This is a genomic window from Aquimarina sp. BL5 (assembly GCF_003443675.1).
Taxonomy (GTDB): Bacteria; Bacteroidota; Bacteroidia; order Flavobacteriales; family Flavobacteriaceae; genus Aquimarina.
On the sequence record NZ_CP031963.1, the window covers coordinates 3,643,051 to 3,668,233 of the forward strand.

The 25,183-nt window shown below is 36.8% G+C and carries 6 protein-coding genes and 1 tRNA gene; 1 reads left to right on the forward strand and 6 read right to left on the reverse strand.

The genetic code is table 11. From position 1 onward, the window contains the following. Positions 1-75: 75 nt before the first annotated feature. The 4 genes from D1818_RS15160 to D1818_RS15175 form a co-directional block, all read right to left on the reverse strand. Positions 76-1,803: a tail fiber protein gene (locus D1818_RS15160; protein WP_118459833.1), complete on the reverse strand. Its 1,728-nt coding sequence runs from the start codon at positions 1,801-1,803 to the stop codon at positions 76-78. A 1,077-nt stretch (positions 1,804-2,880) separates the two neighbouring features. Then, a complete protein-coding gene (locus tag D1818_RS15165; RefSeq protein ID WP_118459834.1) occupies positions 2,881-4,833 on the reverse strand; it encodes an OmpA family protein in 1,953 nt (650 codons plus the stop codon). Between the two features lie 13 nt (positions 4,834-4,846). After that, on the reverse strand, positions 4,847-5,764 hold the full coding sequence (locus D1818_RS15170) for a type IX secretion system membrane protein PorP/SprF (RefSeq protein ID WP_118463793.1): 918 nt from the start codon (positions 5,762-5,764) through the stop codon (positions 4,847-4,849). Positions 5,765-5,829: 65 nt separating this feature from the next. Beyond that, positions 5,830-23,139 carry a gliding motility-associated C-terminal domain-containing protein gene (locus D1818_RS15175; protein ID WP_118459835.1) on the reverse strand — a complete coding sequence of 5,770 codons (17,310 nt, stop codon included), beginning with the start codon at positions 23,137-23,139 and terminating at the stop codon, positions 5,830-5,832. Between the two features lie 395 nt (positions 23,140-23,534). On the opposite strand from D1818_RS15175, the gene D1818_RS15180 reads away from it, so the two are divergent. Next, the gene (locus D1818_RS15180; RefSeq protein ID WP_118459836.1) at positions 23,535-23,936 is read left to right on the forward strand and encodes a two-component system response regulator; all 402 of its coding nucleotides are present in this window, start codon (positions 23,535-23,537) and stop codon (positions 23,934-23,936) included. A gap of 101 nt (positions 23,937-24,037) precedes the next feature. On the opposite strand, the gene D1818_RS15185 is transcribed toward D1818_RS15180, so the two are convergent. Continuing rightward, positions 24,038-24,111: transfer RNA gene (locus tag D1818_RS15185), tRNA-Ala, on the reverse strand. Between the two features lie 79 nt (positions 24,112-24,190). Then, positions 24,191-24,997 (reverse strand): universal stress protein, encoded by an 807-nt coding sequence (locus tag D1818_RS15190; RefSeq protein ID WP_118459837.1) that lies wholly within the window; start codon positions 24,995-24,997, stop codon positions 24,191-24,193. Positions 24,998-25,183 lie beyond the last annotated feature (186 nt).

Below are 25,183 nucleotides of genomic sequence, written 5' to 3' on the forward strand. Positions count from 1 at the left end.
GATGTTTGAAGTCCGAGGTTTGATGTCCGGGAATTGAAGTCAGAAGTTAACCTAAGACCTCGGACATCTGACTTTTTATTTGTTAGTTATTAATTTTTCTAATTTTTCTAATCGGTTTTCGAGTTCGTTATTTTTGATTTCTAATGTCTGAAGTCGGGAGTCGGATGCCAAAAGATTATTGTTAGTTTCTTTGATTTCCTTTTCCTGTGCAATTGTATAGAGTGTTAACTCTTCAATTTTTTCTAGAAGATTGAGATTCATTTGCTTTAGCTCGATACCATTTTGCTCCATTTCTGCGGCAGAAGGAATATTTGGTAAATGTCCTTGATCATTTATGTAGGCTTCTACTTCATTGATCGATTTCAGGTTATAATCTTCTAAAAACACATAGTCAGGAGCCACAGCACCGTTAAGGTCTACTTTTACTTCTTGGGTGTGTATGTTTCCTTTTACGGTAAGTTTAGCGTCTGGATTTGTTGTGCCAATGCCAAGATTTCCATCGTTTGTCAAACGCATGTATTCAGTAAGTTGATGTTGTGCATCCGAATCGTAATTATTATGATTTCTATATAACCAACGGAAGCCATAATTAGAACCTTCAAAAACACCTTTTGAGGTATATTTATTAGTTCCTTTATAATGATCTTTAGGATCTTCATCATTTCTAGATGAATTAAAACCTATATATCCAGCCCATTTATTAGAACTTCCTCCCCAGTTTGGTTCATTTGTCCAATCTAATGTCAAAATACCCCATTTTCCAACTTTGGTTTGTCCTTCTACCTGTAGTTTGGCAGAAGGGTTTACTGTTCCAATTCCAACATTTCCGCTTTGATCGATTGTCATATCATTCAAATGATCATTAACTCTAAATATCATACTGTTTGTGGCATGTACATATTGCATTCCGCCTACATAGTTGTCTTCTGTATCAGAGAAACCATAAAATCCTGTTTTATTATTTGGGGATAATAGATTTATCATGGGGTTGTCATTATCTTCTATAGTTAGATCCGAATAACCGTGTGTAGTACCTCCAGAACTTCCATTAGATATATGAAGCTTTGAACCAGGATTAGTTGCCCCAATTCCCACATTTCCATTTTGATGAATTCCTAATGAACCAGCAGCAGTTTTAAATAATAATCCGTAATATCCTGCTAACTGAACTGAGGTCTTTATGTTATCTGAAGATAAGGAGGCATAATTGCTTCTACCTAGTCCATACCAAGGACTATCATTGGTAAGATCATTTATACTTTCAAGAGAGAAGTTAGATGCTCGAATTCCATCTCCTACTACGTGCAAATTTGCAGCCGGGCTGTTGGTTCCAATACCTAAATTTCCTCCAAGTAAATATGAATCTCCATCAGGTCTAATCACGGTATTAAGACTACCAGAAGTATTTCTAAGGTATAATGCTGGATTTCCGCTATTCGCCCAAAAACCGCTATTCTTTCCATTTGATTGTATAAGATAATACCAAGCTGATGGAGTACCAGTAATATTTTGTGTGATATTATTACCATATACATTAATATTACCATTTCCAGAAAGTTTAAACAAATCTTTATTTCCAGGTCCTTGGATCAAAAAACCATTATCTGCTCCATTTCCCATTCCACCAATGCGAATTCTTGCGACATCATTATACCATGATAGCATATTTACAGCTTCTGGATTATTTGGGTTTTGCGCAGTTACATTGCCAGTGGTGGCGTTATCATCATTGGGATTCCATTGTGCAAAAGAAGGAATCGCTAAAATCATGGCTATGCCAGTAAATAGAATTGATTTTTTCATAAAATATGATGTTTATTTATTTTTTTATTTTGGGCTAAAAAAAAGAAGGCGCAAATATAAAATTTTATGGTATAACCGTAAGGGATTTTTACTTTAGTAAATAGTTTCTGAATGACACTAAAAGCTGTAGGCTTTAAATTGTTGTTAATCAGTGTTTTGCTTTAACCTCCCTTTGTGAATTTTTACATTTTCATTCTTTATTTTATCCTTTACTTTCTTTTTATATAGTTAAGTGTCAGCAATAGGATAAATGTTACCAGAGAAATTTGATTTTTTTTAAATTATTTTATAAATCAAGATTATATGTCAGTTCTTAGACTACGTTCAAAGAGAAAAATTAGAAATCAGGAGTCAGAAGCCCGAAGTTTGTTTTTATTTTAGGTTTGTCTATTTGAGTTAAAAATCAGGAGATCCAGGACTGAAGTTTTCTTCTGTCTTCTGACTTTCTGTTTTTTAATTAATAGTGCTTCAAGCTTTATTAATAATATTCAGCGTGAATTATTCAATTTTTTTAAAACGTATATTTTTTGATGATTAGCGGGTTTGTTTATGACAGTTGAGCCCTTTGACTTCAGGGTGAAAATTAGGAATTGAGAATAGGGAGAGGAGTGTTGAGAATCCTTTTTAGGATAACTAGAATGTTTGAATAAACAAAGCAAATTAGTATTGATCTTTGATGCATACCCTTATTTTATTAAAGTTATATTTCTGTGGAAATAAAAAAGCCATAACCAATAACTATTTTATTTTCAGTGGAGAAGATGGGACTCGAACCCACGACCTCTTGACTGGGTCAGTCAAAAATATTATGTATTAGTTTTTACAGACTTATTTGCAGGTATATTGATCATAAAGTATTTAATTTAAATACTTTAATAACTATTAATTGATAGTATTTGTTTATCTCGTTTTTTTTTAACCTTTTGTATATTTTTGGGTTTTGCTATTTTAATAAAAAAAGTTGCGGTGTTTTCCAAGATATGTGGATCCTGGAAAACATATAAGTGAAAATTTCTTAGTGCCATTTTTTTAGGCGGTTGAGAGGTTTTTTATAAAATAATATGCTACATCGACAAACTACATCTTAGTAATTATAAATTCTGATCTCCTGTTTAGTTGGTGTTCTGCTTCAGAACAAGAAGCATCATTAGTACAGTTATTAATTAATTGGGTTTCTCCATATCCAATGGCACTTTCGATTCTTTCTGCAGAGATTTTCTGAGACACCAAATACTCTTTTGTAGATTTTGCTCTTCGGTCCGATAAGGCAAGATTATAATCATCTGGTGATCTTGAATCAGTATGTGATTCAACTTTAATAATCATATTAGGATACTGGCTCATTAACATAACAATTTTATTAAGTTCTATAGCAGCATCATTTCGTATAAAAGATTTATCTAAATCAAAATATATTATTCCAATCTTAATTTTGAGTAAACCATTTTCTTCTACAATTAATTCACTTACGGTATCAAGACCTAATGGCACTTCTGTTTTACCAGTCTGTCTAGCTGTTTTAAATTCTTTATCATTTGGGCTATACCCTTGTTTTTGGGCAATGACCTTATATTTTTCATCGCAATCAATAGGAGTAACAAAATTATAATCCCCATTTACATCTGTAATAGTTTCTTGTATTTGTTCTCCACCGCTAGAAAATAAAGCTACTTTAACATTGGTAATTCGCTCACCAGTTTTATTGTTGGAAACGTATCCATAGACGTTTTGAACACATTTTTCTACAGGAATCCTTTCAAATGAATAAATATCATCATCTCCTTTTCCTTGTTTTCTGTTAGAACAAACAAATCCAGTATTTTTATCCTCTCTTATTATGAATCCAAAATCATCTAATTTACTATTAAGCGGAGATCCTAAATTTACCGGGGTTTCAAAATAATTATTAACCATATAGTTAGATTCGAAAACATCCAATCCTCCGAGGCCTAAATGTCCGTCTGAAGCAAAATACAACCTCTCTTCTGTTATATAAGGAAACATTTCTCTACCATAGGTATTAATCTGATTCCCTAGATTTCTAGGTTTAGAATATTCATCATTATCTAATATATCAACTACGAATACATCAGTAGCTCCTATTGAACCAGGCATATCTGACACAAAATACAATTGCTTTCCATCTGGGCTAACAGCTGGGTGTCCTACTGAATAATCCTCTCCGTTAAAAGGTAATTCTTTTATATCCTTCCATATTTGATTTCCTTTTTTATCTTCTTCTAAAACAGCACTATAGAGCTTCAGATGATTAATGCCTTCTTCATCTCTTCCTAAATTTCCATCGAAGTTGTTACGGGTAAAATATACCTTGTTATTATCAACAGAAAAAGAAACAGTTGCTTCATGATATTTTGTGTTTATCGTTTTAGAAAAATTCTCTGATTTTATAACATCATTTTCTAAAGTATTCATTTCACCTAAATACAAATTAAGAAATGGCTGCTCATTCCATCTATATTTTCTTTCATGATAATATGAAGAATCTATTGCAGAAGCATATACTAAGCTGTCTCTGTAATACATTGGTCCAAAATCTGAATACTCGGTATTTATAGAAAGGTTTCTAAGAACGAATTGAGGTTCTATATCTAAAATATCTTCTATAGTAACTTCTTCTTGTGCATATTTGGTGGCACGAGGATCATTGGTTTTCGTTTTTTTAGCAAATTTTTTCATCCACTTCTTTGCTAATTTATATTCTCCTAAACCTTCCAAAGAATGGGCATATCTAAAAATATATTCTGGATTAACTTCATCGGGATATTCAGATATCAATTTATCGTACCATTTAAAAGCATTTTCCATATCGGTATTAAAATAATAAGCATCTCCTGCTTTTTGTAATACTTCGATCGAATTATCTCCTTCATCAATAACTGCTTCATATTCTTTTGCAGCCTGTATGTACCACATTTTAGAAAATAAATCATCCGCCCGTTTATACTTTTTCTGAGCCGAAATTGTAATTGAAAAAATCAATAAAATATGTATAGTAATAATTCTTTTCATTATTGAGTACTTTTTAGAAGAATCTAGGTGACTTTAATCTCTTTTCTGCTGATATTAATTCAAAACGTATCATAATTTCATGACTACCCGTTGTAAACTTTTGTAACTCTGTAGTCGTATAATCATAGGCATATCCTATTAACAATCCTGGAGAGACTTGAAACCCTGCAAGTCCACTGAATGAGTCATCCCAGCGATAAGCTACTCCTAATCTGAATTTATCATAAAACATAAAATTAGCTGATAAATCTACTATTAAGGGAGCTCCTACAACATGTTTTAACAGAAATGCAGGTTTAAATTTGGTATTTGCATTGACATCAAATATTAATCCTCCTATTAAGAAAAAATGTAATCGTTCTGAAGCTAATGATTGTTGGATGTCATCATAATGTTGATCGGTAAAGAAATTCGGAATCGATATTCCTAAATAACTTTTTTCACCATGCAGATATAATCCAGCCCCAACAGTGGGCAAAAACCTATTATTGATGTTTTGCTGAAACAATATATCTGGGTTTTGAGATTGACCTCTTGTCCAATCTAGACTAAAGAGTCTTCCTCCTCCTTTAACTCCAAAAGATAATTTATGGGTTTGAGAAGCTTGAATGGTATAGGAAAAATTCAAATCAACATAAAACTCATCAGCAGGGCCTATTTGATCGTTTACAATCGACAACCCTAGACCCACCTTTTTTCCAATAGGTGAATCTACTGTTAACGTTTGCGTTCTTGGCGCCCCATCAATACCTACCCATTGAGAACGATGAATTCCGGTAACACTAAGATTTCCTCGAGATCCTGCGTAAGCAGAATTTACACTCATCGTATTATACATATACTGCGTAAATTGCGGATCTTGCTGAGCATACATACCTAATGATACAAATACTATTAGAATCCCTATATTTTTTCTGATATCAATATTCATTGTCTTTATCAAATTTTTCGAAAGTAGATTTTCTCTTTTACTATTCTTTTTCATCGGTAGATTTTTTATCTATTGATATATAACCATCCAGCTTTTGGCTCATTACCATCTCCTAAATCAAGAATATAGTAATAGGTTCCTACTGGAAGTTTATCCTCCGTATATAAAACGGCTCTACCGTTTGAAGTTCCATCGAATGTGTTATCATATCCATCTTTTTGATATACGATATTCCCCCATCTATTATATATGGTTAGTTTATTGTTTGGATATCTATCTATACAATCGATATAGAATTGTTCATTCACACCATCATTATTTGGCGAAAACTCGTTAAATACTGTTAGACAAATAGTATCAATTGTCACTTGATCCTCATCGTTATTCGAATTCCCATCAATTTGGTCTAAAGAGACTAAAGAAGCAATATTCAAGTAATCTTCTATATCTAAAACTTCTACTACGATTTCGAGTGTTTCAGAATCGTTACCTGGAACCAATGGCACATTCCATATTCCAGAAACTTCACTGTAAACACCGGATGTTGTCGTAAATGATTCAAACCTATAACCAGTTGGTAATTGATCTAATATTTCTACTGTAGTAGCATCTAATGATCCTAAGTTGTTTGCTGTAATGGTAAAAGTGATAATATCTCCTATTGCAGGATTAGCATTACTAACCGTTTTAATTACTTGTATATCCGCTACAGGAGTTTCAATAAATGCGTTATCCTCATCATCTTCACTTTGATCTCCATCATCATTGTTAGGATCACTATTAGGATCAAATTGATCACTAGCTGTAATCTGAGCAATATTAATATACTCCCCATCTTCTAGTGTTGGCATATTAACAGTTGCTTCATAGGTTAAAGTTAATCCGGCGGTAGTTACTGTTAATCCCGTCCAATCAATGGTATTATCAGTTAACAAGCCTCCGCTACTAATATTGGAAATATTACTATATCCTATAGGCAATATATCTTGAGCTCCTACTCCTGTTGCTGTATCAGGTCCTATATTATCGATTTGTATTGTAAAAGTAACAACCTCACCTACATTAGCATTTACATTACTTACCGATTTGCTAAGACTCAAATCAGCTTGCTCAACAAATACTTGGATATTATCCTGATCATTCTCTGTAATATCGTCATTACCTGGCACACTATTAGGATCCAATTGATCACTAGCGGTAATCTCAGCCTCATTAATATACTCATCAGGGGCGCCCGATGGAGTATTTACCAATACATCAATGAATAATGTTTGTGTACTTCCATTTGGAACCGTACCTACGTTCCACACTCCCGTAACTTCGTCATATGTCCCGGATGTTGCACTGAATAGTATAAAATCAAATCCAGGTGGTAACTGATCTACTACTTCTACATTCGTAGCAACATCAGGACCATCATTCGTTACTGTTATCTGGAAAGTGATCTCATCACCAACATTTGGTGTAATATCATTATCCACAACCGTTTTTTCTAAAGATAAATCAGCAATCGCATCTACTGGAGTGACTAATTGATTATCCTCATCATCTTCACTTTGATCTCCATCATCATTGCCTGGTCCAGAATCTGGATCTGTTATATCTGATGCCGAAACTTCTGCTACATTTAAATAATCTCCCGTGGCATTTACTAGTACATCAATTAATAATGTTTCAGAGGTTCCACTAGCGATATTACCTACATTCCAAATTCCTGTATTTTCATCATAACTTCCGGTTGAAGAGCTGAACAAAACAAAATCAAATCCGGATGGTAATAAATCTAGTATTTCTACACCAGATGCATCTTGTGGTCCATCATTGGACACTGTTATTTGGAAAGTAATCTCTGTTCCAATCAATGGCATTGTATCTCCATCAACAACTGTCTTAATTAAGGATAAATCCGCTATAGACTCTACTGGAGTTACAATCTCACTATCTTCATCATCTTCACTTTGGTCTCCATCATCGTTATCAGGACTCGAATCTATATCTAAAACATCAGATGCGGTAACTTCTGCTATATTTAAATAATCTCCTGCCGCATTTATTAATACATCAATTAACAGTGTTTCTGATGTTCCACTAGCAATATTACCAACAGTCCAAATTCCAGTGTTTTGATCATATCCTCCTACTGTAGAACTAAACAAAACAAAATCGTATCCAGATGGAAGCAAGTCCGTTACTTCTATACCTGTTGCATCCTGTGGACCATCATTAGTAACCGTTATTTGGAACGTAATCTCAGAACCTATAAGCGGAGTTGTATCTCCATCGACCACAACTTTAGTAAGCGATAAATCCGCAATTGATTCTACAGGAGTAACAATTGCATTATCTTCATCATCTTCATCTTGATCACCATCATCGTTATTCGGAACAGAATCCATATCAAACACATCCGAAGCAGTAACTTCAGTAATATTTAAATAATCCCCAGTGGCATTTACTAATACATCTATTAGTAATGTTTCTGATGTTCCACTAGCAATATTACCAACTGTCCAAACTCCAGTGTTTTCATCATAATCACCTACAGTAGAACTGAATAATATAAAGTCATATCCAGATGGTAGTAAATCTGTTACTTCAACACCAGTTGCATCTTGTGGTCCGTCGTTAAATACTCTAATTTGGAAAGTAATCTCAGAACCAATTAATGGTGTTGTATCTCCATCTACTACTACTTTGGTCAAGGATAAATCAGCTTGAGCCGGTGGAATCGTAATGCTATCCTCATCATCATCAGCAATACCATCACCATTATCATCTACAGTCTCATCCGCTGTTGGATCACTATCTGGATCATACTGATCACTAGCAGTAATCTGCGCAGCATTTGTATATTCTCCTGCAGCACCCGTTGGTGCTTCAACAGTTGCGGTATAGGTTAGAGTAATGCTTCCATTATTAGCAGGGATACTTAATCCACTCCAATTGGCAGTGTTATTTGGAAGATCTGGAGTACCTCCATTATTAACAGCTACCAATGTAAACCCTATTGGTAATACATCTTCTATTGATACACCCGTAGCTGCATCAGGTCCTGCATTACTAACTACCAAACTAAAGGTAACCGTATCACCTACATTAGGATTGTTATCATCGATACTTTTCGTAATACTTAAATCCGCTGATTGTGGAACAACTACTGCCGTATCCTCATCATCATCCGCAATACCATCACCATTATCATCAACTGTGCTATCTGAGGTAGGATCACTATCTGGATCAAACTGATCGCTCGCTGTAATCTCTGCTTGATTTAAATACTCGTCAACAGCTCCTGTTGGAGCATCTACAATAGCGTCGAATGTAAGTGTTAAAGGTACAGTAGTTGTTACTGAAAGACCTGTCCAATCTATTGTGTTACCTGTAACAATACCTCCAGAACTAATACTAGTTATACCACTATATCCTCCAGGCACAATATCTGCAATAGATACCCCTGTAGCATCACTTGGCCCATCATTAGTAATAGTTAAAGTAAAAGTAACGGTATCTCCCACGTTTGGAGTAGGATCACTTACTACTTTATTAATACTTAAATCAGAGGTCTGTGGAGTAACTTCAAAATTATCCTCATCATCCTCATCCTGGTCTCCATCATCATTGTCTGGCGTACTATCGGGATCAAACTGATCACTCGCTGTTACTTCTGCAACATTATTATATTCTCCTGCAATACCTGTTGGTGCCAATACTTGGACATCATAGGTTAAGGTAATAATATTACTACCAGCAGGAAGCGCTGTTGGATCAGGAATGGTAAGAGTTGTCCAATCGATTTGATTGCCAGTAGCAATTCCTCCATTATCAATAGTTCCACCTACAATAGCGTATCCATCAGGAACAAGATCCTGTATTTCAACTCCGGTGGCTTCACTAGGTCCATTATTGGTCAATGTAATTTCAAAAGTAATTATATCTCCAACATTAGGAGGTAATACTGTCCCTGCGTTTTGAACTCCTTTGGAAATTTCTAAATCTGCCTGAGCTGGAACTACAGTTTCTGTATCTTCATCATCATCCGCAATACCATCTCCATTATCATCTACAGTTTCATCAGTAGTAGGATCACTATCTGGATCAAATTGATCACTACCCGTAATCTGAGCTAAATTGGTATATTCTCCTGCTGCGCCTGTTGGAGCATTTACCGTTACCTGATAGGTAAGTGTAATTCCAGTTAATGGAACAGTGGCAATATCCCAATCTATAGTGGTCGATCCTGCATTATATACTCCAGCATTATCAATACTACCAGCCACAATACTATAACCTATTGGTAAAACATCCTCGATAGAAACATTGGTAGCTACATCTGGACCTGCATTAGTGATTGCTAAACTAAAAGTTAACACATCACCTATATTAACAGGTGCTCCATTGACATCTACAAAACTCTTTACTAACGCTAAATCTGCTGCAGTAGGAGTGATCACAAAAGTATCTTCATCATCATCAGCAATACCATCTCCATTATCATCTCCAGTCTCATCAGTATTAGGATCACTATCTGGATCAAATTGATCACTACCCGTAATCTGAGCTAGATTTAGATATTCATCAGCAGCAGCAGTCGGTGCATTAACCGTTGCTGTATATGTTAGGGTAATTGAACTATTACTAGGTACAAATAAATTTGTCCAATTAGCAGTATTATTAGGAACATCAGCTGTACCTGTATTGTTAACTGTTCCTAATGTTAACCCTATAGGTAATACATCTTCTACTGAAACTCCAGTAGCATCACTTGAACCATCATTGGTAATTGTTAACTCAAATACTAATGTATCTCCAACATCTGGAGTAGCACTTCCACTCTGTAATCCTTTGCTAATACTTAAATCAGCTTGAGCCGGTGGAATCGTAATGCTATCCTCATCATCATCAGCAATACCATCACCATTATCATCTACAGTCTCATCCGCTGTTGGATCACTATCTGGATCATACTGATCACTAGCAGTAATCTGCGCAGCATTTGTATATTCTCCTGCAGCACCCGTTGGTGCTTCAACAGTTGCGGTATAGGTTAGAGTAATGCTTCCATTATTAGCAGGGATACTTAATCCACTCCAATTGGCAGTGTTATTTGGAAGATCTGGAGTACCTCCATTATTAACAGCTACCAATGTAAACCCTATTGGTAATACATCTTCTATTGATACACCCGTAGCTGCATCAGGTCCTGCATTACTAACTACCAAACTAAAGGTAACCGTATCACCTACATTAGGATTGTTATCATCGATACTTTTCGTAATACTTAAATCCGCTGATTGTGGAACAACTACTGCCGTATCCTCATCATCATCCGCAATACCATCACCATTATCATCAACTGTGCTATCTGAGGTAGGATCACTATCTGGATCAAACTGATCGCTCGCTGTAATCTCTGCTTGATTTAAATACTCGTCAACAGCTCCTGTTGGAGCATCTACAATAGCGTCGAATGTAAGTGTTAAAGGTACAGTAGTTGTTACTGAAAGACCTGTCCAATCTATTGTGTTACCTGTAACAATACCTCCAGAACTAATACTAGTTATACCACTATATCCTGCTGGCACAATATCTGCAACAGATACCCCTGTAGCATCACTTGGCCCATCATTAGTAATAGTTAAAGTAAAAGTAACGGTATCTCCCACGTTTGGAGTAGGATCACTTACTACTTTATTTATATTTAAATCAGAAGTCTGTGGAGTAACTTCAAAATTATCCTCATCATCCTCATCCTGGTCTCCATCATCATTGTCTGGCGTACTATCGGGATCAAACTGATCACTCGCTGTTACTTCTGCAACATTATTATATTCTCCTGCAATACCTGTTGGTGCCAATACTTGGACATCATAGGTTAAGGTAATAATATTACTACCAGCAGGAAGCGCTGTTGGATCAGGAATGGTAAGAGTTGTCCAATCGATTTGATTGCCAGTAGCAATTCCTCCATTATCAATAGTTCCACCTACAATAGCGTATCCATCAGGAACAAGATCCTGTATTTCAACTCCGGTGGCTTCACTAGGTCCATTATTGGTCAATGTAATTTCAAAAGTAATTATATCTCCAACATTAGGAGGTAATACTGTCCCTGCGTTTTGAACTCCTTTGGAAATTTCTAAATCTGCCTGAGCTGGAACTACAGTTTCTGTATCTTCATCATCATCCGCAATACCATCTCCATTATCATCTACAGTTTCATCAGTAGTAGGATCACTATCTGGATCAAATTGATCACTACCCGTAATCTGAGCTAAATTGGTATATTCTCCTACTGCGCCTGTTGGAGCATTTACCGTTACCTGATAGGTAAGTGTAATTCCAGTTAATGGAACAGTGGCAATATCCCAATCTATAGTGGTCGATCCTGCATTATATACTCCAGCATTATCAATACTACCAGCCACAATACTATAACCTATTGGTAAAACATCCTCGATAGAAACATTGGTAGCTACATCTGGACCTGTATTAGTGATTGCTAAACTAAAAGTTAACACATCACCTATATTAACAGGTGCTCCATTGACATCTACAAAACTCTTTACTAACGCTAAATCTGCTGCAGTAGGAGTGATCACAAAAGTATCTTCATCATCATCAGCAATACCATCTCCATTATCATCTCCAGTCTCATCAGTATTAGGATCACTATCTGGATCAAATTGATCACTACCCGTAATCTGAGCTAGATTTAGATATTCATCAGCAGCAGCAGTCGGTGCATTAACCGTTGCTGTATATGTTAGGGTAATTGAACTATTACTAGGGACGAATAAATTTGTCCAATTAGCAGTATTATTAGGAACATCAGCTGTACCTGTATTGTTAACTGTCCCTAATGTTAACCCTATAGGTAATACATCTTCTACTGAAACTCCAGTAGCATCACTTGAACCATCATTGGTAATTGTTAACTCAAATACTAATGTATCTCCAACATCTGGAGTAGCACTTCCACTCTGTAATCCTTTGCTGATACTTAAATCAGCTTGAGCCGGTGGAATCGTAATGCTATCCTCATCATCATCAGCAATACCATCACCATTATCATCTACAGTCTCATCCGCTGTTGGATCACTATCTGGATCATACTGATCACTAGCAGTAATCTGCGCAGCATTTGTATATTCTCCTGCAGCACCCGTTGGTGCTTCAACAGTTGCGGTATAGGTTAGAGTAATGCTTCCATTATTAGCAGGGATACTTAATCCACTCCAATTGGCAGTGTTATTTGGAAGATCTGGAGTACCTCCATTATTAACAGTTACCAATGTAAACCCTATTGGTAATACATCTTCTATTGATACACCCGTAGCTGCATCAGGTCCTGCATTACTAACTACCAAACTAAAGGTAACCGTATCACCTACATTAGGATTGTTATCATCGATACTTTTCGTAATACTTAAATCCGCTGATTGTGGAACAACTACTGCCGTATCCTCATCATCATCCGCAATACCATCACCATTATCATCAACTGTGCTATCTGAGCTAGGATCACTATCGGGATCAAACTGATCGCTCGCTGTAATCTCTGCTTGATTTAAATACTCGTCAACAGCTCCTGTTGGAGCATCTACAATAGCGTCGAATGTAAGTGTTAAAGGTACAGTAGTTGTTACTGAAAGACCTGTCCAATCTATTGTGTTACCTGTAACAATACCTCCAGAACTAATACTAGTTATACCACTATATCCTCCAGGCACAATATCTGCAATAGATACCCCTGTAGCATCACTTGGCCCATCATTAGTAATAGTTAAAGTAAAAGTAACGGTATCTCCCACGTTTGGAGTAGGATTACTTACTACTTTATTAATACTTAAATCAGAGGTCTGTGGAGTAACTTCAAAATTATCCTCGTCATCCTCATCCTGGTCTCCATCATCATTGTCTGGTGTACTATCTGGATCAAACTGATCACTCGCTGTTACTTCTGCAACATTATTATATTCTCCTGCAATACCTGTTGGTGCCAATACTTGGACATCATAGGTTAAGGTAATAATATTACTACCAGCAGGAAGCGCTGTTGGATCAGGAATGGTAAGAGTTGTCCAATCGATTTGATTGCCAGTAGCAATTCCTCCATTATCAATAGTTCCACCTACAATAGCGTATCCATCAGGAACAAGATCTTGTATTTCAACTCCGGTGGCTTCACTAGGTCCATTATTGGTCAATGTAATTTCAAATGTAATTATATCTCCAACATTAGGAGGTAATACTGTCCCTGCGTTTTGAACTCCTTTGGAAATTTCTAAATCTGCCTGAGCTGGAACTACAGTTTCTGTATCTTCATCATCATCCGCAATACCATCTCCATTATCATCTACAGTTTCATCAGTAGTAGGATCACTATCTGGATCAAATTGATCACTACCCGTAATCTGAGCTAAATTGGTATATTCTCCTGCTGCGCCTGTTGGAGCATTTACCGTTACCTGATAGGTAAGTGTAATTCCAGTTAATGGAACAGTGGCAATATCCCAATCTATAGTGGTCGATCCTGCATTATATACTCCAGCATTATCAATACTACCAGCCACAATACTATAACCTATTGGTAAAACATCCTCGATAGAAACATTGGTAGCTACATCTGGACCTGCATTAGTGATTGCTAAACTAAAAGTTAACACATCACCTATATTAACAGGTGCTCCATTGACATCTACAAAACTCTTTACTAACGCTAAATCTGCTGCAGTAGGAGTGATCACAAAAGTATCTTCATCATCATCAGCAATACCATCTCCATTATCATCTCCAGTCTCATCAGTATTAGGATCACTATCTGGATCAAATTGATCACTACCCGTAATCTGAGCTAGATTTAGATATTCATCAGCAGCAGCAGTCGGTGCATTAACCGTTGCTGTATATGTTAGGGTAATTGAACTATTACTAGGTACAAATAAATTTGTCCAATTAGCAGTATTATTAGGAACATCAGCTGTACCTGTATTGTTAACTGTTCCTAATGTTAACCCTATAGGTAATACATCTTCTACTGAAACTCCAGTAGCATCACTTGAACCATCATTGGTAATTGTTAACTCAAATACTAATGTATCTCCAACATCTGGAGTAGCACTTCCACTCTGTAATCCTTTGCTAATACTTAAATCAGCTTGAGCCGGTGGAATCGTAATGCTATCCTCATCATCATCAGCAATACCATCACCATTATCATCTACAGTCTCATCCGCTGTTGGATCACTATCTGGATCATACTGATCACTAGCAGTAATCTGCGCAGCATTTGTATATTCTCCTGCAGCACCCGTTGGTGCTTCAACAGTTGCGGTATAGGTTAGAGTAATGCTTCCATTATTAGCAGGGATACTTAATCCACTCCAATTGGCAGTGTTATTTGGAAGATCTGGAGTACCTCCATTATTAACAGCTACCAATGTAAACCCTATTGGTAATACATCTTCTATTGATACACCCGTAGCTGCATCAGGTCCTGCATTACTAACTACCAAACTAAAGGTAACCGTATCACCTACATTAGGATTGTTATCATCGATACTTTTCGTAATACTTAAATCCGCTGATTGTGGAACAACTACTGCCGTATCCTCATCATCATCCGCAATACCATCACCATTATCATCAACTGTGCTATCTGAGGTAGGATCACTATCTGGATCAAACTGATCGCTCGCTGTAATCTCTGCTTGATTTAAATACTCGTCAACAGCTCCTGTTGGAGCATCTACAATAGCGTCGAATGTAAGTGTTAAAGGTACAGTAGTTGTTACTGAAAGACCTGTCCAATCTATTGTGTTACCTGTAACAATACCTCCAGAACTAATACTAGTTATACCACTATATCCTGCTGGCACAATATCTGCAACAGATACCCCTGTAGCATCACTTGGCCCATCATTAGTAATAGTTAAAGTAAAAGTAACGGTATCTCCCACGTTTGGAGTAGGATCACTTACTACTTTATTTATATTTAAATCAGAAGTCTGTGGAGTAACTTCAAAATTATCCTCATCATCCTCATCCTGGTCTCCATCATCATTGTCTGGCGTACTATCGGGATCAAACTGATCACTCGCTGTTACTTCTGCAACATTATTATATTCTCCTGCAATACCTGTTGGTGCCAATACTTGGACATCATAGGTTAAGGTAATAATATTACTACCAGCAGGAAGCGCTGTTGGATCAGGAATGGTAAGAGTTGTCCAATCGATTTGATTGCCAGTAGCAATTCCTCCATTATCAATAGTTCCACCTACAATAGCGTATCCATCAGGAACAAGATCCTGTATTTCAACTCCGGTGGCTTCACTAGGTCCATTATTGGTCAATGTAATTTCAAAAGTAATTATATCTCCAACATTAGGAGGTAATACTGTCCCTGCGTTTTGAACTCCTTTGGAAATTTCTAAATCTGCCTGAGCTGGAACTACAGTTTCTGTATCTTCATCATCATCCGCAATACCATCTCCATTATCATCTACAGTTTCATCAGTAGTAGGATCACTATCTGGATCAAATTGATCACTACCCGTAATCTGAGCTAAATTGGTATATTCTCCTACTGCGCCTGTTGGAGCATTTACCGTTACCTGATAGGTAAGTGTAATTCCAGTTAATGGAACAGTGGCAATATCCCAATCTATAGTGGTCGATCCTGCATTATATACTCCAGCATTATCAATACTACCAGCCACAATACTATAACCTATTGGTAAAACATCCTCGATAGAAACATTGGTAGCTACATCTGGACCTGTATTAGTGATTGCTAAACTAAAAGTTAACACATCACCTATATTAACAGGTGCTCCATTGACATCTACAAAACTCTTTACTAACGCTAAATCTGCTGCAGTAGGAGTGATCACAAAAGTATCTTCATCATCATCCGCAATACCATCACCATTATCATCTACAGTCTCATCAGTATTAGGATCACTATCTGGATCAAATTGATCACTAGCAGTAATCTGAGCTACATTTAGATATTCATCAGCAGTAGCAGTCGGTGCATTAACCGTTGCTGTATATGTTAGGGTAATTGAACTATTACTAGGGACGAATAAATTTGTCCAATTAGCAGTATTATTAGGAACATCAGCTGTACCTGTATTGTTAACTGTTCCTAATGTTAACCCTATAGGTAATACATCTTCTATAGAAACTCCAGTAGCATCACTGCTACCATCATTGGTAATTGTTAACTCAAATACTAATGTATCTCCAACATCTGGAGTAGCACTTCCACTCTGTAATCCTTTGCTAATACTTAAATCAGCTTGAGCCGGTGGAATCGTAATGCTATCCTCATCATCATCAGCAATACCATCACCATTATCATCTACAGTCTCATCCGCTGTTGGATCACTATCTGGATCATACTGATCACTAGCAGTAATCTGCGCAGCATTTGTATATTCTCCTGCAGCACCCGTTGGTGCTTCAACAGTTGCGGTATAGGTTAGAGTAATGCTTCCATTATTAGCAGGGATACTTAATCCACTCCAATTGGCAGTGTTATTCGGAAGATCTGGAGTACCTCCATTATTAACAGTTACCAAGGAGAACCCTATTGGTAATACATCTTCTATTGATACACCCGTAGCTGCATCAGGTCCAGCATTACTAACTATCAAACTAAAGGTAACAGTATCGCCTACATTGGGATTGTTATTATCAATACTTTTCTTAATACTTAAATCGGAAGTTTGAACAGTAACAACTGCTGTGTCCTCATCATCATCAGCAATACCATCGCCATTATCATCAACTGTGCTATCTGAGGTAGGATCACTATCAGGATCAAACTGATCGCTAGCCGTAATCTCTGCTTGATTCAAATACTCATCAGCAGCTCCCGTTGGAGCATCTACGGTAACATCAAAACTTAATACCAGTGGAGTAGCAGTAGTAACTGATAATCCTGTCCAATTTATAGTATTACCTGTTGGAGCTGGTATAATAGCAGGTGAAATATTAGTTATACCACTATATCCTGCTGGTACAATATCTTCTACCCCAACTCCAGTAGCATCATTAGGCCCGTCATTGGTTACGGTAATAGTAAAAGTCACTACATCACCCACATTAGGAGTAGTATTACTTACTACCTTATTGATATTTAGATCGGATACTTCTGGTATTGGAATACTCGCTGCATCTTCATCATCCTCGCTCTGATTACCATCATCATTGTCAGGGGTACTATCTGGATCCAATTGATCACTTGCAGTAATCTCTGCAACATTATTATATTCTCCAATTGCACCTGTTGGAGCATTGACCAAAGCCGTAATCTGTATACTCTCGGGTGAACCAATAGCTACAGTTCCTACATTCCAAACTCCAGATCCGGGAGCATAATTACCTCCACTATTATCACTTTGATATGAATATCCTGTCGGTAATTGATCTTCTACAACAACGTTAGTTGCTGAGTTAGCTCCTCCATTAGTAACAGTAATCGTGAACACTACAGAATCTCCAACATCAGCTGAAGCCGGCGTTACTGTTTTTCCTAAACTTAAATCTGCTGATATTATGGTTACATTTGCTGTGTCTTCATCATCATCATCCGGATCAGCATCACCATCCTCATCTACGGTATTATCGGTAGAAGGATCACTATCTGGATCAAAACTGTCACTGGCTATAATCTGAGCAGAATTTACGTATGGTCCTGAGGAATTTACAATCACATCATACGTTAAATTTAAAGTATCTCCACTAGCAACATCCAATCCTACCCAAGTTATGGATAGATTTCCTGCATTATAAATTCCTCCATTACTGACTGTTCCCGGTACCAGAGTATACCCAAGAGGTATCAAATCTTCTACATTAACACCACTGGCATCTGATGAATTAGTGAGTGTAGTATTATTATTAAAAATAGAAACCGTAAATGTTACCTGATCGCCAATGTTTACCGAAGAAGGTATAACTGATTTTGTGAGTTCCAAATCAGATACTGGAGTTATTATAATGGTTACTTGATCCATAGCGGGATCACAGTCACCATTTGTAATTGTCCATTCAAAAACATACGTTCCTACTATAGTTCCTGTTACATCTGTTTCTGGATCTAATGGATTATCAATATTCGCAGTATTCGGTCCAGAAACTTGTGACCACATTCCTTCTCCTACTGTGGTAGGTGTGGCATCCAAAGTTACTAAGGAAAGCTCAGGTAATGTTTGATCGGGTCCAGCTTCTGCAACGATAGGATCTGAACGGATTATAATTTCCATAGTATCTACATTGGTACAACCACCGCCAACAACAGTCCAAGTAAAGATATAAGGATCACCTACTGGTGTAGGAGCTAAATCTATGATCAAACTTGCGGGATTATTTGGCGCCGTGATAGTAGGACCTGCCTGACCTCCCGTCTGTGTCCAGGTTCCTGTGCCACTTGTAATTGGATCGGCATCCATAAACGTCTGAGTGTCATCACACAAATCCTGATTAGGGCCTGCCTCTGCAGGAGAAGGTGGTGCTCCCGTAAATGTAATCGTAACAGTGTCAGACTGTGGATCACATAAATTAGGAGACACTGGATCTGTAAAAGGATCTGTATTAGAATTAGAAACTGTCCAAGTCAATACATACACATCATCAATACCATCATTCCCAACATCGTCAGGAACATTTGACAAAGTTGTTTCTTGATTATTCGGGCTATCAATAACCACTATTCCACCAGATGGGTCATCACCTGAATTTGCAAATGACCATAACCCGGTTCCACTTGTGGGAGAAGTAGCAGCCATTTGTACATCTTCCTGACAAGCATTCGGCTGATCTGGTCCAGCCTCAATAGGGTCTGGTGCCTCATAAACTTCTACTCTTACAATATCTGCTCTATCAACGCAATTATTTATTGAATAATTCCATTCTAAAATATATACCCCCGGCACCGATAATCCGTTTAATGTAGCATTTGGGTTATTAATGTCACCGCCTGGAATAGATGCGGTTGCTGCTGGTTGACTCAAAATACTCCAGCTTGCGGTTAATCCTGGATCCCCAGGAGGCGTGCTACCATTTAATACAATTGAATTGGTATTCGCTTCACAAACAAAACGATCAGGCCCTGCATTAGGATCAGCACTAGGACCATCACTAACTGTGATGGTAACATCGTCAAAATTATTACACGTAGCTCCTGCTCCAGTATAATCTGTAGTAAATCTGAATGTGTATGTATTTCCAGGAACAACAGTGGCGTTTGCAGTATTACTATTTGCTGGAGATTGAGTAATAGTGGAACCATTAGCTGTAATTTCAGTCCACGTACCTGTAGTGACAGTTGTAGCATCTGGGTTAGTGGTTATCGTAGTTGCTTCCAAAAGAACACTGGTTACTTGACATAGATTTTGATCATCTCCGGCATCTGCAGGGGCAAATACGTCTACTTGAATTTCATCCGAATCTGTTCTAGGGTCACAAACAGGAGAACTACCTATTGTAGTCCATCTAAATATGTAAGTACCAGTTGTTAAATCATTAACAGTAATACTATTGCTACTTGGGTCACTAATAGTAGGGGTATTTGGACCTGATAAAACAGTCCATGATCCCGATTCTGTTACTGGATTGTTTAGTGGGTCAGCGGTAATTGTAGTATTGTTATCAGAACAAATAACCTGATCACCACCTTGAATAACGGCAGGAGTTACTGGTATTCCGATATCTATAATTACTGTATCCGAAGCAGTAGAGCAACTTCCAAAAGATACGGTCCAAGCGAATTCATATGTACCATCCAATAAATCAGAAAATGTAGCTGTGGGGCTATTAATATCGTCAACAGTAAATCCTCCATTACCTGTTACCAGGCTCCAGGTTCCTGTTCCTAGTGGTGCAGGATCGGTGGCAGCCATCGTAAAAGAAGTGGCACAAAAACTGTCATCAGGTCCTGCGTTTGCTGTGGCGGTATTAGCAACAGTTATCTCAACACTATCGGAAGTAGCAGTACATGATGGAGAAGGAGGAATAGAGGTATATTCTATAGTCCAAGTAAATGTATAAGTTCCATCACCTGGTAACGTTACATCGGTATCAAACTGATTTTCATCAGCAAAAACTACACCTGTCAATGGAGTTACAGTCCATGTCCCCGTCTCATCTGCAGGATCTTCTGGATTACCGGCGAGTGTGATATTCGTTATGCCTGAACCTAAACAAGTGTCAGTTCCTGCATCTGCTATAGTGGGTGACTCGTCTGCAGTTGTTGTAATCGTGACAGTATCTGTTGCGGCAGGACCACAAAAAGTAAAATCATTGATTAAAGACCAGGTAAGTACATAAGCTGTAGATGGGTTGATAAACCCCGTTGCTATGGTATTAGGATCATTTGGATCTTCAAAAACAATACCATCAGGTGATGACCAAGTACCCGTTTGACTATCAGTTGGAGGATCTGCGGCCAAGGTTACAGGGGCATTAAAACATACTGTTTGATCTGCTCCCGCTTCTACGGGATTGTTATCCAAAGGAGAAACAAATACCGTAGTATCCGAAAAAGAAGGCGGTGTACAATCAGGACCAGCCGAAACAGAATATCTAAAAACATACTCCCCAGGAATAAGATTAGATATTCCGGTAGTTTGTGCATAAATATCAGCAATCGTTGCTGTATTTGGCCCTGATATTTGAGACCAAATAGATTGCCCTGTAGTAATCGCATTACCGGCCAAATTACCTCCAGTTTGTCCACAAATAAAAGTTTGATCGGACCCAGCATTTGCAGTCGTAGGTATGAGAGAAACAGAAATGGTAACTAAATCAGTAGCTTCGTCACAACTTTGCAAAGAACTTCCTGTTCGCAATCTTTTAAACTCTATCGTATACGTCCCTTCAACATCCAAATCATTTATAGTAGTTGGACTGTTACCAGCAGGAAGAATTGCGCCATAAGTAATGGAAGGATTGGTAGGACCACTTAAGATCCTATATTCAGTACGAGTACCACTTGAGAAGTTAAATGGAATAGAAAAAGAGGTTTGACCACATGCACCTACAACATCATCTAAGCCATCTTCGTCTGTATTGGGGTCTGCAGGAGGATCAGGAGGAAAAGTATTTATCCTTATAGGGTTGGTATTATATCTTACCCTTACTATATCTGATGAATCACAACCTGTAACATTATTGATAATTCTGTATCTAAATTGATATGAATTTGGAGATGTTAATCCGGTAACTTGAGTTGTACTATTATTAGGACTCACTATGGTTACGGGCGGGTTTGTATCTATTTGTTCCCATATAACCGTTTCGTTTGTAAAATTTGGTGTTGACCCAACCAGGGTAGTTTCAGTAATATTGGGATCACAAAATCGCTGATTATCATCTTGAATAGAGGCAGTAGTCACATCTTGAGTTGCTGGATCCACTGTGATAGTGACGGTATCGCTTCCCGAAACGCAAGGTCCCATTACATCCCATCTGAATACATAGGTACCTTCTATTAATTCACTAACATCTGTAGTGTTATTATTAGGATTATCAATGTTTGGTGCAGCAGGACCGCTAACAAATGTCCAGGTTCCTACTTGACCATTAATATTATTTCCTGCAAAAGAACCATTAAGATTTGTAGATTGACTAACAGTGTAACAGCTATCCAAATTTTGGTCGGATCCTGCATCGACCAGATTCTCTCCCCCAAAATTAGTGACTGTTAACTCGGCAAAGGACTCGCAAAAAATTCCAGAACCGGGATCGGTAGGTCCTGTAATAGTCCATCGTAATGTAGTTACTCCCGCGCTTCCCTCTGGAAGAGTAATGGGTGTGCTGGCAGAACTGGGAACAGAAATAGATACTCCCGCGTTATTACTGCCGACGATGGACCAAATACCCGTTTCACCAGAATTTGTGGGTGAATTACCGTTAACGATCAATGAGCCTGAACTATCAGGACATGATGCAATATCAGGACCAGCAGTAGCCTCGGTTATAGGTAAAACTGTGATCGACACATCCTGAAAAGGTGTATCTCCATTAAAACATTCTGCAGCATATCTAAATTCATATGTATTGCCCCCTAAAAAACCTGTAATTATTGGATCATCAATGTTAGGATCACTTATAATAACCGATGGTCCTGAGATTTGTGTCCAAGTGGGACCAGAAGCATACGTGTCAGGACTATTACCATCCAATTGCATCACATCATTGACACATATAGTTTGGTTTATTCCGGCATTTATTGTACAACTCTGGGCATTTGTAGTTGTAATTGATAAAAAGCCTATTAGAATAAATAATAATACTTTGATGATGTGTTTATTACCATAAAAAAATAATGAGTATACCTTGAAACACAAGTAGTTTTTAATCATGCCGAAATAGTTAGTTAGTGTAATGAATCCGAAAACTCAGTATAAATATTGTTCTATTTTAATTTGCACAAAGTGATCATTGATAAAAAAATATCTTAAAAATCGTTAATGTGTATGTTTTTTCGACCAAATGCTCAATAAAAAGTTCAATAATTCGTTAGTGAAGATAAAAACAATTCATAAATATATTTGGGAATTTTCCCTCAATATATAAAGGGTAAAACCTTTGTTTTTGAAAATAAATACTTTTAAAAAATTGATTAACAAATTATTAACACATCGTATTTTGTCGAAAAAAATCATATTTTATCGATATATCAAGAAAATAATCCTCAAAATTTCGCACTTTCATTGATATCTAATATAAATTAATCCTCATTTTAAAAAATGAAGTCATGTCTAGGATTAATCATACCATACTTATTGATGACAATAAAACCACTAACTTCCTGAATAAGTACTTAATGCTAAAATCAAAACGTTTTAGACGCATAGAGGAATTTATAAATGGGCATAAAGTACTTGAGCGATTTGAAAAGGATCAATCTTTTGAACCAGATATCATTTTTTTAGATATAGATATGGCAGATATAAATGGATGGGAGTTTCTCGAGAGATTTGAAAAATTATATTCAAAAAAAGTAAAAACAAAAATTTTCATCCTTTCTTCTATAGTTAATACTGAATATTCTAAAGTACTCAATGCTAAACATTTTACTCCAGAATACTTAATTAAACCCTTAAACTTGAAACTTATTAACTCTTTGTATCATAAGTATTTTGTAATTGAAGGTTAGGTTTTTATAAGTAAATCAGATAAGTGAACACAAAATTTGATATTTTTCGTGCAAATCAAAAAAGTTATAATGAACTATAATTATAACTATTTGATTTTCAGTGGAGAAGATGGGACTCGAACCCACGACCTCTTGACTGCCAGTCAAGCGCTCTAGCCAGCTGAGCTACATCCCCATTTTTTTGCGGTGCTGTAGCGAAGCGCCTGTCCGCCGCAGCGCAGCGCAGGAGGAAGCTACATCCCCATAATTATTAATTAATCACGTAAAGCACCCTTAAGAATTAATAAAGGAATTCTACTTTCAAAATCTTTTTTCAATATTACATTCTCTTCCCATAGCTTGGCGAAAAAGCCTCTTCTACGTCTAAAAACGGATAATAGATCAGGATTATTTTCATTAAGATGCTCTAAAACTCCTTGGAATAAAGTTGCGTTTTCAGAAGATTTATAGGATGTTATAATTTCTGCTAAATCTTTTTGGAACTCTACATCTTCTGGCAAAAATTCTTTTGTCTTTACCTGAAGTAACTTTACATCTGAATTAAAAGTATTTAAGATTTCTTTTATAGGATTCAGCGAATTTTGTTTTTTAATAACCCCAGATTTAATAGCCATTAAAACTTTGGATATTGGTTGAAAAATATAATTTTCTGGAATTACTAGTACTGGTATTTCTGTCTTTTTTACCAAACTCCCAGAGGTTTGACCAAGAAAATAAGGGTTTTTGATATCATTACTTTCTGCACCAAGAACAATTAAATCAATAGAGTGTTGTAGGTTGAATTCCGGGATAGCCTCTAATAAATCACCTTCTAATGGTAACGCAATTAGATCTACACCTTTTTTATCAACTTGAGCGAATTTTTCTTCAATTGTAGTAACCGAAATATTTTTTAGAGTTTCGTTAACCGAAGGAAGACTGCCTGATCTGGGTAATTCTTTAAAAATTTGAACAGCATATACTGTTCCTCCTATTTCTTTTGCGAAATCAATAGTGTATTGAAGTCGAGCTATACTAACCGAATTTTCTGATAGACCTAAAGGAACAAGAATATTTTTCATTACTAAGCTTGATTTGTGTTTAAGGATGCAAAATTACAATTTTTGATCAGTAAACAAGGCTTTTTAGAAGTTCATAATGGCATAAATAACCTTCGTTTTCTTAAAGTTTATATAAAATAATGTTCGGGCATACTTCAGATATCATTGTACAAAGGAATAGTTTGTATTTTTGGAGTTTGTAAAAAA